Genomic DNA, 16,383 nt, shown 5'->3' with positions numbered 1-16,383 from the left:
TGCTTTTTTTTTGAATTCTTGAAACGATTAATCTTCCTGAGCGATAACGTTCAGCGCGATTTTGTGTTTCACTTCTTTATGCAAATCGATTGTTGCAGAGTAAGTTCCGATGGATTTTACATCATCCAAAGTAATTTTCTTGCGGTCGATATTGAAACCTTTTGCTTTGAGGATATCAGCAACCTGTGTGTTGGTAACACGTCCGAAGATACGGCCGCTTTCTCCTACCACAGTTTTGATATCAATTGTAAGATCGCCGATTGCTGCTGCAATTTCTTCTGCGTCTTTTTTCAGCTTTTCAGCTTTGTGCGAAGCCTGACGCACGTTTTCAGCAACGATTTTGCGGTTAGAGGCGTTAGCCAATAATGCAAAACCCTGAGGGATAAGGTAGTTACGACCGTAACCTGCTTTCACAGTAACGATATCGTTTTTATAACCTACACCTGCTATATCAGTTATTAGTATGATTTCCATTGTTTGTAGCTCTTTCTATATTATTTCAATTGATCAGCAACAAAAGGCAATAAAGCCAAGTGACGCGCTCTTTTAATGGCCTGAGAAACTTTGCGTTGATATTTCAAGCTTGTTCCTGTAAGGCGGCGTGGCAAGATCTTACCTTGCTCATTCACCAGTTTCAATAAGAAATCCGGATTCTTGTAGTCGATATATTTAATGCCTGCTTTCTTAAAACGGCAATATTTCTTACGGTTATTGTTTTTTTCAACCGGTTCGTTTACTAGTGACATAGCTTATGCGTTTTCGGTTTTAGACTCAGTTGATTCTTCTCTTTTTCTTCCAACCAGACCCTTACGTTTTTTCTCGTTGTAAGCAATTGAATGCTTATCCAGGGCGATTGTCATAAAACGCAAAATGCGCTCGTCACGACGGAATTCGGTTTCCAAAACGTCAACCACGTTTCCTTCTGTTGCAGAATACTCTACTACATGATAGAAACCTGAGTTTTTCTTTTGGATAGGGTAGGCCAGCTTGCGCAATCCCCAATTTTCTTCATGTACAATCGATGCACCATTTGAGGTGATGATTGTCGTGAATTTTTCAACGGCGTCCTTTGCCTGGGCCTCAGACAAAATGGGAGTTAGAATGAACACCGTTTCATATTGCTTAGACATACGGTAATTGATTAATTATATAATGTTAAATAAAAACCCTCACTTTGGGATTATACCAAAATGAGGGTGCAAAAATAGGGCTTGAAATTAACAATTCCAAGCCCTGATCTTACTTAAATTCAAGTTATTCAGCTTCGATTACTTCACTTCGAAGTCGCCCTGCCCTATCTTAAAGCCTTCGCTGTAAACTTCGATGGCATATTTGCCGTCTTTCAAGGGAATGCCGCCGCGTCCGTACAGGATATCAACGGACTGTCCGCTGTTAGTGAAATTAACCGTCTGCCGCGAGCTGTAAATCAACTCCTTACCGTCATGAATGAATGATCCCGATCCTGTGGCCATATCCGACAACACTGCGCCGTCCGGATCCAGAATCCGCAGATACATCTCTTTCTCGTTCTGCTTTGCAACCGCATTGGGCGCAAGACTGAAATTTACTCTCAGTTTGTCAATCCTTTTGGCTTTGTATTTTCCGCCCTCACGTTCTTTTCCTTTTGCGGAAACGGCATTAACTGTCAGGTTTTCAGCTCTTAGTGCAGAGGCAATGGTCACCTTCTCGGCCAATTCCCTGTTTTGGACAGAATAATTGGTTACTGAGTCGGCAAGTTGCTGTTTTTCTGTTTCCAGACCCGTCACTTTTTCATTCAGTTCCTGGTTTTTTGTAGTTGCAATGCCCAGTTCCTGTCTCAGCTGCGCTATCTCCGTGTCTTTTTCATTCAAGACCGTTTCATAGCCTTTGATCTTCTTATTGTAGCCGGAAGCGGAGTAATTACTCATATTCTTCAATTCCAGCTTATCCTTTTCTAACTGATTTTTCATCTCGATCAGGGAGTCAACACTACCGCCCAGTTTCTGAATTTCGGCGATTTTAATGTCGAGTTCCTGCGAAATAGAGTCGAGCTTGGTTTTGATAAAAAGCACTTCCTCGGTCTTGGCCGTTATAATGTCATCCTTTGCAAGATTTTCCTGTTTTTCATGATAGATAAAATAAACAAGTACCAAATTAAGCAATAGTAATACCGCCAGAGCGGCCCATAAAAGTGTTTTCCTGTCTTGCTTTTGTTCCTGATTATAGTCCATACAGAAGGTTATATTTTTTAATTAGTTGGTAAAAGAACTATGTTTTTTTCAATTTTGAAATATGTTAACATCTATTTTCTGGATGCCAACAGGCAAATCTTCTGTTTAATACTTTAATACTCAAAAAATTAGTCTTCCCAAATGTCATCAATCGCTGAAAATATTGATCAAATAGAAAAAGGATTAAAACAGGAAACCCGCTTAATTGCCGTAACAAAAACCAAGCCCGAAGAAGTTCTCCTCGAAGCTTATCAGGCTGGCTGTAAACGCTTCGGAGAAAACAAAGTCCAGGAGATGACGGCTAAATACGAGGCACTTCCCAAGGACATTGAGTGGCACATGATCGGCCATTTGCAAACTAACAAGGTCAAATATATGGCTCCTTACGTTGCTTTGGTACATTCCGTTGACAGTTTTAAATTATTAAAGGAGATCAATAAAGAGGCTGCCAAGCACAAGCGCGTAATCAACTGCCTGTTGCAAATTTTCATTGCGCGGGAAGAAACCAAATTTGGATTGTCAGAAGAAGAAGCCATTGAAATACTAACTTCCCCGGCACTGAAAACATTGCAAAATGTGCGGATACTTGGGTTAATGGGAATGGCCTCAAATACAAATGATCAGAATATGATCAGGAACGAGTTCCGGGGACTGAAATCGCTTTTTGAAACATTCAAAAAATACAATAATGAACAAATCAGTATGCAGGAGCTTTCCATGGGCATGAGCGCGGATTACAACATTGCAATGGAAGAAGGAAGCACACTTATACGGGTTGGGAGCTTTATTTTCGGGTCAAGATAATTTGATTACGCCCGCTACTTTATCTTTTACAAATTCAAACGAGAGCTGCGAGCACGGAAGGCCTTTCTGACGAACAAAAACTGCGTTTTCCTGCCTGCCATACCCCCCTGAATAAGGATTATACTCGGGGAAATCATTCAGCGACCCCATTAAAATGATCCCAAAAGTGCCCGTAGCATTGCCCAAGTGCGACGGGCCGCTGTCCAATCCGATAAAATAAGACGCACGCCGGATCACTTCGGCGGTTTCCAGAATTGTAAACTGCCCGCACAAATTGCGGTAAGATCCAGTCTTTACCGAAAGATTGCTTTTCAGTCCGATTTCAACAATTTTATAAGGATAATTATCAGCCAGCCATTCCACCAATTGCTCCCATTTTTCGGCAGGCCAATCCTTTGGCGCGTAATTGGATTGGCAATGCAGCACGATAAATGGCTCTTTCAGATTTAAAGAATCTACCTTTTGCCGGTGCTTATCCTGCAAATAAAGTTTGGGCCTGTCGTCGCCTGGGAATGCTGCTTTTTCAGGAATCAGATCACCTGTTTGCGCGAAAACTTCCAGCAGGTTTCCAAAATTGAAGTAATTGAAAATGTTGATGTTACGGCGATCGGCAACAGGATTGTCAACGAAAACCTGGCATTTGGGGCAGTGATTGTTATTGGTGAATTGCAGCTGGATAACCTCATCAAAAATGCCGGTGTCGAGTAAAGTCTTTCTTTCCGTCACGCAAAACTCCTTGAAAACCTCGTCTAGGGATGGATTGTGACTAACCAATTCACTGAATGAAGGCTTGACAAACCATACAATGTGCGCATTTGGATGCAGTGACCGCACATATCGCGAAATTGGTTCCGCTGCGACTATATCGCCAAAATGTTCGGTGCGGATGATCGCAATCAGCTTCTGATCCGTCTTTAATTTACTTTTTACTCCCTTGAAATGTAACCAGGCCCGATATCCAAGAAAATGCGCTTTGCTAATGTGCGTGTATTTGTGATAACGATGAGTCCAGAGCGCTATAAAACTTTTTAAAGTCATTGCTAAGTATAATCTACAACTGGCGGCCACGATGAATCCGCCTCTCCAAGCGCGCAAGATAATAAAATTGAAACAAAGAGTTGGTTACGCTTCGATCCGGGCATAACTTTACCGCATTGCGTTAACAATACATTAATAATAAAGAATATGAAATTCATGATTCAGGCTGGCGGTATTTTGGGAGCGCTCGCCGTAGCACTAGGCGCTTTCGGCGCACATGCATTGAAAGGAATGCTGGAAGCTTCCGGCCGGAGCGAAACTTTCGAAACCGCTGTAAAATACCAGTTTTATCATGCTATTGCCATGGTTTTGGTAGGGCTGCTCATGCAACGCGCGGGCACGGATGCCGTAAAATTGCTAGGTTGGTCAGGCAATGCATTTGCGATTGGCGTGATCATTTTTTCGGGCTCGCTTTATGCAATTTGTTTCACCGGCATCACCAAATTTGGCGCAACGGCTCCGATTGGCGGGTTAGCTCTGATAGCTGGTTGGGTTTTGCTGATTTTGGCCGCGGGCAAATTATGAATGATTGAATTCATTTCACCCCCGGGAAAGCGTAAAGGGCCGCTGCGCGTCAATTTTTAAGAATACAAAAAGTAAAATCGAGAACGACCATAGCGAAGAACCTCCGTAACTGAAAAACGGCAGCGGAATCCCGATCACCGGCATCAGCCCGATCGTCATACCAATATTGACCATGAAGTGGAAAAAGATAATCCCAGCCACGCAGTAACCATACACCCGCGCAAACCGGCTTCGCTGTCGCTCGGCCAGTACAACAAGTCTTGCTATTAATGATACAAAGAGCACAACTACAACAGCGGAGCCAATGAAACCGTGCTCCTCTCCTACGGTACAAAATATAAAGTCGGTGCTTTGCTCTGGTACGAAGTCGAATTTGGTTTGTGTTCCCTGCAAAAATCCTTTTCCGGTAAATCCACCAGAGCCAATCGCAATCTTGGACTGTATCACGTTCCAGCCAATTCCCCGAGGATCGGAATCCGGGTCCAAAAGCACCATAATACGACCTCTCTGGTGTTTTTGAAGCACATTATTCATAAAAAAGTCAACCCCGAAAACGATGCCTATCATCACAAATGCGATGATGATCGTCGCCCAAAGCCCTCCGCGTCGTCGTGTCATTACGGGCATAAGCCAGATAGCAAGCCCTGCAATAACGATGATCACACCCGCAATATACCATTTCACAAAAAGCAATGTAATGATCAGCAAAGCTGCCGTAACAATGCCGATGGAAGGAATAAAACCAGGCATTCCTTCACGATAAAGGACAATTGCAAATGACGCAAATACGAGCATAGAACCCGTTTCATTGGACAAAAGGATCAAAAAAGCAGGCAATGCAATGATCCCCATAATAGGATAGTAATCTTTCAGCTTACGTGTGAGACTGATGGCGGGATCACTCAGATATTTGGAAATAGCGAGACTGATTGCAAGCTTCGAAAATTCTGCTGGTTGCAGTGAGAAAGCCCCGAATTTGATCCACGAGCGTGATCCGTTAATGTTGCTTCCGGCAAATAACACCACCACAAGCAGGAAAACGATGACCGCGTATATAATGAAGGAAAAGGTTTCGTAAAACTTATAATCGATCACCAGAATACAAATGATCAGCAATGCAGCGGTCCCGATCCACATCAGCTGCTTTCCCGCATTGTTGGAGAGGTCAAACATGCTCATGTTCACTTCCGGGTTATACACGGCGGCATAAATATTCACCCAGCCAATTCCCAGACAGGCGATGTAAATGAGCACCACCATCCAGTCAACATTCTTCGTTATGGGCTTATTTTCAGCCATTTTAAGTCTTTGGTTATTGTTTTTTTGGTGCAGTTATTGGCTTCACAACTGGCTTTTTCTTCATCGAATCCGCAGAAATCAACTTTTTCTTTAACGAATCGGCAGAAATCGGCTTCTTCTGTCCCGGCAAAATAACTTTGCTCATTAAGTCCGCTTTGAACATCCGCTCTTCCAACGCTTTGTTTGTAATCTTCCGCGTCAGATATTTTTCAATGATCAGGTTGGCAATCGGCGCGGCAGCCGAACCTCCCGCTCCTGCGTTCTCTACAAAAACGGCAATGGCGATTTTAGGATTTTCGACCGGGGCGAAGGCTATAAAGATCGAATGGTCGTCCCCGCGTTTGTTCTGCGATGTTCCGGTTTTTCCGGCAATGGTAATGCCTTCCACGCGAGATCTGCGGGCCGTTCCGCCTTCCACCGCTCCGATCATTCCTTCAATAACCGGATCAAAATTGTGCGACTCAACACCTGTGTCGTGTCGTACTAAAAATTCGGGATTCACTTTCTTGCCGTCACCAATTCCGTGGATCACGTGGGGCGTGTAGAAATAACCTCTGTTGGCAATGATGGCTGCCACATTTGCCATTTTGAGTGGCGTAATCAGCAACTCACCTTCCCCGATGCTTAGTGAATAAATGTTTGAGAATTTCCACCGATACTCCCCGTAAAAGCGGTCATAGTATTTTTTATTAGGCAAATTCCCTTTGTACTCGCTGGGAAGGTCAATTCCCAATCGTTGTCCGATCCCAAATTTGCTGATCGCATCATGCCAGGCATCCAGGCCGACTGCAGAAGCTTTGAATGTATTCTGAATGTTGTTTTTATAAATGATTCTCCTGAAAACATTGTAGAAATACGGGTTGCAAGAGTGCATAACCCCCAAAGCCACCGTTCCTGTTGCGGGGTGATTATGGCAGCCAACCGGGCAATTGGCATGCGTAAAACCGCTTTCCGGCGTAATCACACCTTCTTGCAAACCAATCAATGCCTGTATTAACTTAAATGTAGAACCCGGCCTGTAACTCGCCATGACAGGCCTGTTAAAAAGCGGCTTGTAAGGATTTCGCGCCAGCGCAGCATAATTTTTGGAAAAATAACGACTCGCCAGAATGTTGGGATCATAAGTCGGAGCGGACACCATGGAAATGATCTGACCTGTTTTTGGCTCAATGGCAACCACACTGCCTACTTTATTCACCATCAGACTATCAGCATATTGCTGCACTTCGAGATCGATCCCGGAATACAGATTTGCGCCGGCAACAGCCATTGTGTCCAGTTCGCCGCCTTTCCAGGGACCCTTGTAAACGCCGCTTACATTTTGCATCACAAACTTCGTCCCACGTTTTCCGCGCAGTTCGTTCTCGTATATTTTTTCAATCCCGCTTTGTCCAATGTAATCACTTTGGCGGTAATAAGGCTCTTCCTGCTTTTCCAGCTGTCCTTTTGTGATCTCACTTACGTAACCGAGCGTGTTTGCGAGCGTAGGCGCCGTATAAGTGCGCAAAGAGCTTTTGGCAAATTCAAAACCGGAGTAATCCACCATAATGTCCTGGATTGAGGCAAAATCCTCTTTGGATAACTGGCGGAGAAATAAGGATGGTTTTACGCGGCTATATGCGCTCGCGGCGTTCATTAAACTGTCGAAATCACGACGTTCGATGCCCAAAACCTGGCAAAAACGGAGCGTATCATCTACTCTCGCTTTGTAAGGCGTAACCAATAAATCGTAAACGGGCGTATTATAAACGATGAGCTTTCCTGTGCGGTCGTAGATCTGTCCACGAAAGGGGATTTCTATGACACGCTTTATGGAGTTACTGGACGATTCGATGGAGTAACTCTCGTCCAGAACCTGTAAGTAGAAAAGTCGTAATAAGTAGATTATACCTACTAAAGCAAAAAAACCAATGATGACAAAGCGACGACTTTCAAGCATTCTGCACTAAAAATTCCTGTTCTCTATTTTCATACGAAGTTCGTTATATCGCCAGACTTATCAAAGCCCGCTTATACGTTTCACGCACTAAAAACTTCATTTTTAGCAGAATAAAATCGGCTACTCACCTTTCGCCTCCACCATCAATACATTTTCCTTATCAACCACCACAGCACCCTCTGGCAGGCCTTTTGGCTTGCGGACAAATTTCTTCGGTGTATAAATCACCGGGCATAATGAATCGTTTTTTCTTTTGGAATAAAAGGCGGCCAGTTCCGCCGCTCGCTCGATGACCAATGCCGGAAAATTGCGTCCAGGCTGGTTTTTGATCACCACGTGCGAGCCCGTAACATCCTTTGCGTGCAGCCACAGATCGTCTTTGGAAGCAAATTGTTTGGTCAAAACATCATTGTTCTTCGCATTACGCCCGATCAGAATGGTATATCCCATGAATTCCACTTTTTTAAACAAGTCGGCCGGTGTTGCAACGACTTTGGTTTGATCAAGACCATTGGTTTTAATGTAACTTCTCAGCTCACGGAGCGACTCAATTGCTTCTATTGCACTTAAATGTTTAGCCAGATTTTGCCGCTCCGTTTCCCGTGCACTCAGACTGTCATTCAGCCTTCCTAATTCAATTTTCTCGTTTTTGGATTTTCTGTAATACCCTTCCGCGTTTTTCTGAGCGGTGAGCTCCTTTTTTAGTTTTACCACAATGGGCTGGTCACGGTAAAAATCAAAGAGTTCTATTTTTTCAGTTCGTTCCGGAATGATGTGAAGATTGGCCATAATGATATTTCCGATCTCGTCATTTTTTGTTGCTTCTTCCAGCTCAACCAGTTTTTTGAATGTGTTGTCAAGATAATTATCAGTCTGGGTAAGGCGCTTGCGGAGGACCCGAAGCATCTCCGCCTTCTCTTTTTCAATGCCGCTCAGCCGGATATAAGCCAGATAAGACCCGTTCAATGCCTCAATCGGATCGCTGTATTCAGAAATGATCTCTCCTACCGGTAAAAGCGAAAGTGTCGGAACAAGCTCGATTTTGGTTAAATAATATGGCGGAGAACTCAATTCATTTAATGTGTCCTGGATGATCGCCCACTTTTCAGCGGCGGTATTTAAATGTTGAAATTTGTTTGCCAGATAAGCGTTCACAAGCTTCCCAAATGTTGGAAACAATGCTTCATAGCGTTCATTATTTTGGACAAATGCTTCAAATGACTGGTCAATGTTGCGGTCGAGCGATGCGGCTGTGATGGATTTGTCCGCGGGAAGTTTATTGTTAAAAAGCTGCGTCGCTTCGCCTTCGCTGTTTAAAGCGATCAAATTAGAACGGTTACCAAAAAGCTTGAAGACCAGTTTCTTACCATCTTCAAAGCTGATTTGAATCGCCCTTTCATTGAGATAAACCCGAACAAAATCAACTTTTTGTTTTTGAAAATCTGTGAAAAGATTAACGCTGTTCCGACGGGCACGGTCGAAACTATCGGGAAAGCTCAGGCAGGCAAAATTAGACCTTAATGTTGCTTTGATAAAAAACGGATCCAACAGCGCCTCATCATTCACCGCTGTATCAAAGACCAAAATGATTTCATCCTTTTCCTGGCTGAAAGCTTCAATAAAGGTTTTTCCGGCCAATTGCTGATGCAAAACCGGGGCAAGCTGTTTTAGAAAATAGTAATTCTGATGCACGGGATATTCAATAATTCAGCGCAAAAGTAGACACTTTTACACTAAACCGGTCACCGCGGCCAATCTGCGAGACTCTTCCTGAACTGCATTTAGAAACCCATTCTTCGCCAGCCATGCATCATTATAGTAAGTATCCTGATAACGCTCTCCGGAATCACAGATCAATGTAACAATAGAGCCCTGCATATTTTGTTCTTTCATATCCTGTGCAAGTTGCAGCACGCCCCAGAAGTTGGTTCCCGTTGAGCCTCCTACCCGCCTGTTAAGCAGTTTCGACAATGTTTTCATGGCAGCAAAGCTCGCCGCATCCGGCACACGGACCATGTGGTCAACCACTGTCGGGATAAATGACGGCTCCACTCTAGGCCGGCCTATGCCTTCAATCCTGGACCCATATTCGCTGCAAACGCCGGGATCATTGGTTTGCCAACAATCATAAAACACGGAATTCTCCGGGTCAACCACACATATCCGGCTTGCGTAACGCTCATAGCGCACGTATCGGCCCAATGTCGCCGAAGTCCCACCCGTGCCAGCACCTATGACGATCCAGGTTGGAACCGGGTGCGCTTCAAACTGCATTTGCCGGAAAATGGATTCCGCAATGTTGTTGTTGCCGCGCCAGTCCGTCGCCCGCTCGGCATAGGTGAACTGATCCATGAAGTGACCATTATTTTCTTCCGCAATGCGCTTCGAAACACCATAAACTTCCGCAGGGTGATCCACGAAATGACACCTCCCTCCATAAAATTGTATCGCCTGAACTTTATCCTGGCTTGTGGTTTTGGGCATTACGGCAATGAATGGCAGACCAAGCAACCGCGCAAAATACGCCTCAGAAACAGCAGTAGAACCACTTGACGCCTCCACCACCGTGGTTCCTTCATGAATCCAACCATTACAAAGCGCATACAAAAACAACGACCGCGACAACCGATGCTTCAAACTCCCGGATGGATGCGTCGACTCGTCCTTAAAATAAAAATCAATTCCAGAAAATTCAGGCAACTTCAAGGGAATCAAATGCGTATCCGCCGACCGCTGATAATCCGCTTCAATCTTGGTAATGGCGGTGGTTACCCAGGAATTAGACATGTTCGTTTCAATAATTTTATCAATAATGTGCACAAGAACGGAATATTTGGAGTTAACTTTTAGTTCTACTTATGAGAAATCGAACTTCCTTTGAGGTTATCTTAAAGGTTACTAATTTGTAAAAATTTAATTCCTTTAGAAATGGAACAGGCGACTAAACTAAACTCCATGCAGTTGTTTATGCTCAAAATATTTGAGAAACAACTGAACAGCAAACAGGAAAAGGAAATCAAGCAGCTGCTTTCCGAATATTTTGCAAAGCAGATTGATGAAGAAATGGATGAAATCTGGGAAAAGCGCGGTCTATCACAGAGAGATTTGGATGAAGCTTTGATTACACACAAACGCACTAAATACTAGTTAATGGTTCTTGTCATTGACACTAATTGCCTGATGGTGAGCATCCCAAAACTATCGGCATCACGCTGGCTTTTCGACGGTTTGAAATCAGGCATTTTTGAATTTGGCATTTCCACAGAGATTCTCGAAGAATATGAGGAGGTAATAGGTGGATTTTATTCCCCTAACCTTGCTACCAATGTCGTTGAACTTCTTCCAAATTTGGAAAACGCAATCTGGGTCACACCATTTTATCGGTGGAACTTGATCAGCGATGTGGACGACAACAAATTCGTTGACTGCGCATTGGCTTGCCAGGCAGACTACATTATCACACACGACAAGCACTTCAATGTGCTCGGTTCAATTCCTTTCCCAAAGGTTAACATTCTCAATTTACAGGAATTGAAAATTATCCTGGCAACTTGGAAATAACGAAGACCAGGACTAATTCACACGCCCAAACAACAAAAAGGCCTCAAATGAGGCCTCCTGTTTAAAACACCACTACACTTGAAATCTTAATGTACTGAGGATGGGTCGACTTTGGTTTTGCCACTTTTGGTCCAGAGTACAAAGGGAACGCAGATCAGGAACATGAGTCCTAAATAGAGAAATACGTCCATATATGACATTACCTGGGCTTGCTTTGTGACCGTGTAATCCAGGATCTTATAGCCGCTTTTTAGTGCAACATCTGACGGCATGCCTTTGGCCATGAATGAATGCTGTAAACCTTCCACGCGTTGCATAACGGACGGATTATTGACATCCAGCTTACTTACCAGATCATTGCGGTGCAGCATATTCTGTCTGGCCAAGTATGTGGTGATCACTGCCACGCCAAACGAACCGCCCAACTGCCGCATCATCCCCGTAAATGCTGCTCCTTCGCCAATTTCACGGCCTTTCAGTGTAGAAAGGGCTAATGTCGTGATCGGCACAAATAGCAATCCTAAACCAATTCCGCGCACAATCAGCATATTGAAAAACGCATCCTTTCCTGTGTCGGGCGTTAGAATGAGATAGCCCCAGTAACTATAAATAAAGAAGAAAATCATTCCGGCAGCTACCAGATATTGCTGTTTCACCCCACGCTGGATCAGCTGACCGACAATGGGCATCATCATGGCCGTAACAATGGCTGCGGGCACCATCAGCATCCCCGATTGTGTTGCCGTCCAGCCTAATGTCGCCTGGGTGTACAAGGGGATAATAAATGTAGAGCCATATAAGCCAAAACCAAGAATGAAGGAAAGAATGGTCCCGACCCGGAGGTTTCCATTGGCTAAAACCCTGAGGTTCACGATCGGATTTTTATACGTCCATTCACGCCAGATGAAGAAAAAGAAACCAAAAACGGCTGTAACGGTCAGTAGAATGATAATTTCATCATTAAACCAATCCTCTTCCTGCCCCTTTTCCAATACATATTGAAGCGATCCTACGGAAATGGCCAGCAGGACAATGCCCCAATAGTCAATCTCGTTGGCCGCTTTCTTTTGAGAGAATCTGGGGCTTCGTACAAATTGCAAGGTCAGCATTGCGGCAATGATACCGAGCGGAATGTTGATATAAAAAATGTAAGGCCAGCTGTAATGATCCACAATGTAACCTCCCAGCGGCGGGCCCAGGGTTGGGCCTACAATCACACCCAGACCGTAAATAGCCTGCGCAATTCCGCGTTTTTCAGGTGGATAGCTTTCGGTAATCAATGTTTGGGCAGTTACCAGCAACGCGCCGCCACCCAGTCCTTGTATCAATCTGAAAAATACCAGTTCCCAGATGTTATTCGCATTACCGCAGAGAAAGGAGGCGACCGTAAAGATGATGATCGAAGCTGCAAAATAATTGCGGCGTCCAAACTGCTGTGAAAGCCAGCTGGTCATGGGCACAATGATCACATTACCAATGGCATAGGCCGTAATAACCCAGCTCACTTCAGATAATGTGCCGCCCAGGTTTCCCCGCATGTCGTTGAGCGCGACATTGACAATAGTGGTGTCAACGATTTCGAGCAACGCACACAGAACAGCTGTTATCGTTATGATGACCCTTCGGAAACCATATTCGACGAGTGATTCCTGTAATTCCATTTAATTTGGGTTTAAGGTCAGTAAGCTGATCCTTAGTTCAATTCCACGTCCACGAACACGTTCATGCCCGGTCTCAATTCTGCTATGCGCTCATCTTTTGCCTGCGTAAACTCAATCCTTACTGGCAGACGCTGCACAACTTTTACAAAGTTTCCACTTGCATTGTCAGGAGGAAGCAATGCGAATCTTGCGCCTGTTGCCGGTGAAAAAGAAGCCACTTTTGCCTCAAATTCATGATCCGGATAAGCATCCACGTGGATTTTTACTTTTTGTCCGAGTTTCATTTTAGTCAATTGCGTCTCTTTGAAATTGGCAACAACCCAGGGCTCATTGGTGGATATAATGCTGAACAGCGATTGTCCTGCCTGTAAATACTGGCCTACCTGTGCATTAACCTTCGAAACGCGTCCGTCTGTTGGAGCAGTGATAACGGTGTAGGAAAGGTTCAACTCTGCGTTTGCAATTTCTGCCTGACGAGCCTTAATGTTCGCATTAGCCACATTGGTTTGTACCGAAGTTGCGCGCGTTTGGCTGCCTGCCGCCTTTGCCTGGCGTTCGGCGGCATTTTTCTGAGCCACCAAAACGGCCAATTGACGTTCAGCACGTTGTTTTGTAGCGGAAGCCTGCTCAAATTCCTGCTGCGTGATCGAGTGATCTTTGATCAGGTTTTCATAACGGGCAAAGTCCTGGTTAGCGCGCCATACATTTACTTTCGCCTCCTCAATCTGCGCTTCCACAATTGAAACATTGGCTTGGTAAGTAATGCCGCTTGCCTGTGACGCATTTGTAGTTGCATTGGCCACAACCAAACTCCCCTGTGATCCGGCCAATCCAGCTTTCGCTTGTTCGAGTTTGATCAGCTGATCGCGGTTATCCAGAACGATCAGTGTGTCGCCTTTTTTAACAGTTTGGTTATCCTTAACCTTAATTTCTGTCACATATCCCGAGATTCGGGGAATTACGGGACTGATGTTCGCGTCGATCTGCGCGTCATCCGTCTCCTCATGATGCAGTCCGTGGTTATATTTGGTATAACCCCAGGTCCCGCCGATTGCGATCAGGACGCAAAGAATGATAACGAATGTGTAATTTTTCTTTTTTGGAGCTTCCTCAGTTTCCAATGTATTTTGTCTGGTTTCCATTGTGTAATGTTGAATTTTGAATGACTGAATGAGTGAATGATCTTCGGTTAATTAATCACTCCGGCTGATTGTTCTAATTTTTTGTAGGCTACGATGGCGTCGGCTTTGGCGGCTTCGTAGTTGATGCGGGATTGCACTTGTGCCACGTCCGCGTCGAGTAGTTCTGTGGTGGTTACCAGACTGTTATCGTACTTATTTTTTGTGATCCGGTAATTTTCGTCTGCCTGTTCCACTGCTTTGGCATAGACATCTATTTTTCTTTTGCTCAAAACATAATTGTAATAAGCCGTGTTGACTTCCAGATGGATACGGTCGAGAAGGATTTGCTCATTTGTTTTTAGCTGGTAAACTCTTGTTTTGGCCTGCTCCATTTTGGCTCCCGATTTCCAGAGCGAACCAATGTCATATCTGACGCCAATTCCGGCATTCATAGCATTCGGGATCACAGCCACACCTGGAATGTTAAGCGCCACATAACCAGCGGTCAAAGCCACATTTGGATAAAAATCTGCTTTTACAACCTTAATGTCCGAGTTGGCCGCCTTCTGACGGATGCCGTTTGCAGCAAAATCCTTCCGATGTGAAATTGCCGTTTGCTCCCACTCGGCTGCATTGCCTTCTTCCTTTAATGTTATAAAACTTGCCGAATCTGCCGCTAACACTGTATTCTCCGGCATTCCGAGCAGCAGGTTCATATTAATGGTCGTTACTTTCAGATCATTCTCAGCATCCAGCAGCGTAAGTTCAATGTTCGATTCCTGCAACTTGGCTTTCATCAGATCATTTCTGGCAAGCATACCGTTTTTTTCACGGTTTGTAAATTCAGCCACGCGCTCACGTTCACGCAAAAGGTTTTCAGCAACCAGATCGACCGATTTTTTTGCTTTATACAAATTACTATATGCTGCAACTGTGTTCTGGATCACTGCGTCACGGTCGTTTTCAGCGTCCAATTTTGCAGCTTGTTCCAGATAATGTGCTGATTCTAAGCCGTATTTAAACCTGAAACCCGAAAAGATAGGCAGCGATGCGCTCGCCATGCCGTACATTACCTGATGCACCTGCGGTGTGCTTCCACCCGTGCTGTCATTTCCATCCTGAGGAAGTTTAAGGTTAATGTTAGGTGTGTTCAATCTCAGATAAGAGCCTGATACGCTAAGACTTGGCAGTTGGTTTTCCTTAATTTGCCTGATGCTCAGACCGGCGAGATCTACATTCGTCTGGCTTAATTTGAGCTGCTTACTATTTTTCAAACTCATTTCAATCGCTTCTTCCAGCGTTAGTTTCCGCGGGTCCTGAGCGAACGAATGAGCGGTTGCGGCGAGCCAGAACACGCTGGCGATCGCAAAAACCATTCTTTTAGTTCTGGTTGTGGTGTTCATTAGTTACTGTTGATTTAAATAAACTTTTTAAGTGCTGGCTTAATTTTCTTCTCAAATGAATCTGAAATTCAGCCTCTTCCATATCTTCCAGGCCATTGATCCGCTTGTAAAAATCCTGCGTAGCGATCGCGTAATTGATCGTGCCGTATAATGTTGTGCTCATCAGGCTGAGATCGATATTTTTACGGAATGCGCCTACGGCCTGGCCCTCTTCGATCAACTTCTGCATTAACTGCACATTCCGCAGTTTCAAGCCCCTGATATGCTCCGAAATGGTTGGCGTCCGTTCCGAAGAAAGTTGCTCACGCATCATAATGTTGTGAAAGCACTGGTTTCCCATCAAACGGTCAATGGCGCTGTCAATCAATATGTTGATTTTTTGAATTGGGATTAAATCCTCGTTTCCAAGCAGCATTTCCATCCGCGAACGCGACTCGCCCATGCGCATCGCAAAAAGCGCCTCGATCAACTTTTCCTTTGATCCGAAATAATAAGAGATCATCGATACGTTCACATTAGCTTCTTGCGCAATGTCCCTCACGGATGTTCCCGCAAATCCTTTGTCGGCAAACAACCGTTCTGCGACTTCTATAATCTGTATTTGCTTTGCGTTATATTCCATTTAAATTGCTCATTACCAGTTATTAGCGTTGGCTTTCCGATAATGGTGATGCAAATTTAATTGAACCAAAAATAAAAATCAAACGATTGTTTGATTTTACCAAACAAACGTTTGATTAGTAAAAGGAAATGTTGTTTAAATACCATTAAAATTTTTTTAATCTCGGTTCTAGGGCAGTTGCAACGAAAATGTGTCAAACA

Annotated in this window: 17 protein-coding genes; 4 read left to right on the top strand and 13 right to left on the bottom strand. The window is 44.3% G+C overall.

Annotated elements, in window-relative coordinates:
- Positions 1-27: 27 nt before the first annotated feature.
- From rplI to B5X68_RS09550, 4 genes are all read right to left on the bottom strand, one after another.
- A complete protein-coding gene (gene rplI, locus B5X68_RS09565; RefSeq protein ID WP_082214465.1) occupies positions 28-474 on the bottom strand; it encodes a 50S ribosomal protein L9 in 447 nt (148 codons plus the stop codon).
- 20 nt (positions 475-494) lie between these two features.
- Entirely contained in the window at positions 495-746 is a 252-nt protein-coding gene (gene rpsR / locus B5X68_RS09560) for a 30S ribosomal protein S18 (RefSeq protein ID WP_026630174.1), read from the bottom strand.
- Between the two features lie 3 nt (positions 747-749).
- Positions 750-1,130 carry a 30S ribosomal protein S6 gene (rpsF, locus tag B5X68_RS09555; RefSeq protein ID WP_082214464.1) on the bottom strand — a complete coding sequence of 127 codons (381 nt, stop codon included), beginning with the start codon at positions 1,128-1,130 and terminating at the stop codon, positions 750-752.
- Between the two features lie 138 nt (positions 1,131-1,268).
- Entirely contained in the window at positions 1,269-2,210 is a 942-nt protein-coding gene (locus B5X68_RS09550) for a DUF8428 domain-containing protein (RefSeq protein ID WP_082214463.1), read from the bottom strand.
- 141 nt (positions 2,211-2,351) lie between these two features.
- Here B5X68_RS09550 and B5X68_RS09545 point away from each other — a divergent pair, with 141 nt between their 5' ends.
- Positions 2,352-3,014, top strand: coding sequence for a YggS family pyridoxal phosphate-dependent enzyme (locus B5X68_RS09545; protein WP_082214462.1), 663 nt, complete (start codon positions 2,352-2,354; stop codon positions 3,012-3,014).
- Here the strand turns inward: B5X68_RS09545 and B5X68_RS09540 are convergent.
- The gene (locus B5X68_RS09540) at positions 3,006-4,052 is read right to left on the bottom strand and encodes a glycosyltransferase family 9 protein (protein ID WP_082214461.1); all 1,047 of its coding nucleotides are present in this window, start codon (positions 4,050-4,052) and stop codon (positions 3,006-3,008) included. The two genes, B5X68_RS09545 and B5X68_RS09540, sit on opposite strands and share 9 nt — an antisense overlap.
- 147 nt (positions 4,053-4,199) lie before the next feature.
- Here B5X68_RS09540 and B5X68_RS09535 point away from each other — a divergent pair, with 147 nt between their 5' ends.
- Positions 4,200-4,577, top strand: a complete 378-nt coding sequence (locus B5X68_RS09535) for a DUF423 domain-containing protein (protein ID WP_082214460.1) — start codon at positions 4,200-4,202, stop codon at positions 4,575-4,577.
- Between the two features lie 15 nt (positions 4,578-4,592).
- Here B5X68_RS09535 and rodA read toward each other — a convergent pair whose 3' ends face one another.
- From rodA to B5X68_RS09515, 4 genes are all read right to left on the bottom strand, one after another.
- Positions 4,593-5,876, bottom strand: a complete 1,284-nt coding sequence (rodA, locus tag B5X68_RS09530) for a rod shape-determining protein RodA (RefSeq protein WP_082214459.1) — start codon at positions 5,874-5,876, stop codon at positions 4,593-4,595.
- A gap of 13 nt (positions 5,877-5,889) precedes the next feature.
- Positions 5,890-7,815 carry a penicillin-binding protein 2 gene (gene mrdA / locus B5X68_RS09525; RefSeq protein ID WP_082214458.1) on the bottom strand — a complete coding sequence of 642 codons (1,926 nt, stop codon included), beginning with the start codon at positions 7,813-7,815 and terminating at the stop codon, positions 5,890-5,892.
- 120 nt (positions 7,816-7,935) lie between these two features.
- The gene (locus tag B5X68_RS09520; protein ID WP_082214457.1) at positions 7,936-9,507 is read right to left on the bottom strand and encodes an NFACT RNA binding domain-containing protein; all 1,572 of its coding nucleotides are present in this window, start codon (positions 9,505-9,507) and stop codon (positions 7,936-7,938) included.
- 36 nt (positions 9,508-9,543) lie between these two features.
- Positions 9,544-10,602, bottom strand: a complete 1,059-nt coding sequence (locus tag B5X68_RS09515) for a PLP-dependent cysteine synthase family protein (protein WP_082214456.1) — start codon at positions 10,600-10,602, stop codon at positions 9,544-9,546.
- Between the two features lie 141 nt (positions 10,603-10,743).
- On the opposite strand from B5X68_RS09515, the gene B5X68_RS09510 reads away from it, so the two are divergent.
- Positions 10,744-10,962 carry a DUF8507 family protein gene (locus B5X68_RS09510; RefSeq protein WP_082214455.1) on the top strand — a complete coding sequence of 73 codons (219 nt, stop codon included), beginning with the start codon at positions 10,744-10,746 and terminating at the stop codon, positions 10,960-10,962.
- 3 nt (positions 10,963-10,965) lie between these two features.
- Positions 10,966-11,376, top strand: coding sequence for a putative toxin-antitoxin system toxin component, PIN family (locus B5X68_RS09505; protein ID WP_082214454.1), 411 nt, complete (start codon positions 10,966-10,968; stop codon positions 11,374-11,376).
- 86 nt (positions 11,377-11,462) lie between these two features.
- On the opposite strand, the gene B5X68_RS09500 is transcribed toward B5X68_RS09505, so the two are convergent.
- Genes B5X68_RS09500 through B5X68_RS09485 form a run of 4 tightly spaced genes read right to left on the bottom strand, consistent with a single transcriptional unit; the run spans position 11,463 to position 16,183 of the window.
- The gene (locus tag B5X68_RS09500; protein WP_082214453.1) at positions 11,463-13,037 is read right to left on the bottom strand and encodes a DHA2 family efflux MFS transporter permease subunit; all 1,575 of its coding nucleotides are present in this window, start codon (positions 13,035-13,037) and stop codon (positions 11,463-11,465) included.
- A 32-nt stretch (positions 13,038-13,069) separates the two neighbouring features.
- Positions 13,070-14,179 carry an HlyD family secretion protein gene (locus B5X68_RS09495; RefSeq protein ID WP_082214452.1) on the bottom strand — a complete coding sequence of 370 codons (1,110 nt, stop codon included), beginning with the start codon at positions 14,177-14,179 and terminating at the stop codon, positions 13,070-13,072.
- A gap of 47 nt (positions 14,180-14,226) precedes the next feature.
- Entirely contained in the window at positions 14,227-15,561 is a 1,335-nt protein-coding gene (locus B5X68_RS09490) for a TolC family protein (RefSeq protein WP_229208349.1), read from the bottom strand.
- Positions 15,539-16,183, bottom strand: a complete 645-nt coding sequence (locus B5X68_RS09485; RefSeq protein WP_082214451.1) for a TetR/AcrR family transcriptional regulator — start codon at positions 16,181-16,183, stop codon at positions 15,539-15,541. Before B5X68_RS09485 ends, B5X68_RS09490 begins: the two co-directional genes overlap by 23 nt.
- Positions 16,184-16,383 lie beyond the last annotated feature (200 nt).

Source organism: Dyadobacter psychrophilus, from assembly GCF_900167945.1.
GTDB lineage: Bacteria > Bacteroidota > Bacteroidia > Cytophagales > Spirosomataceae > Dyadobacter > Dyadobacter psychrophilus.
Note: the sequence above shows the minus strand (reverse complement) of the source record. Positions and strands in the feature narration are given on the sequence as shown.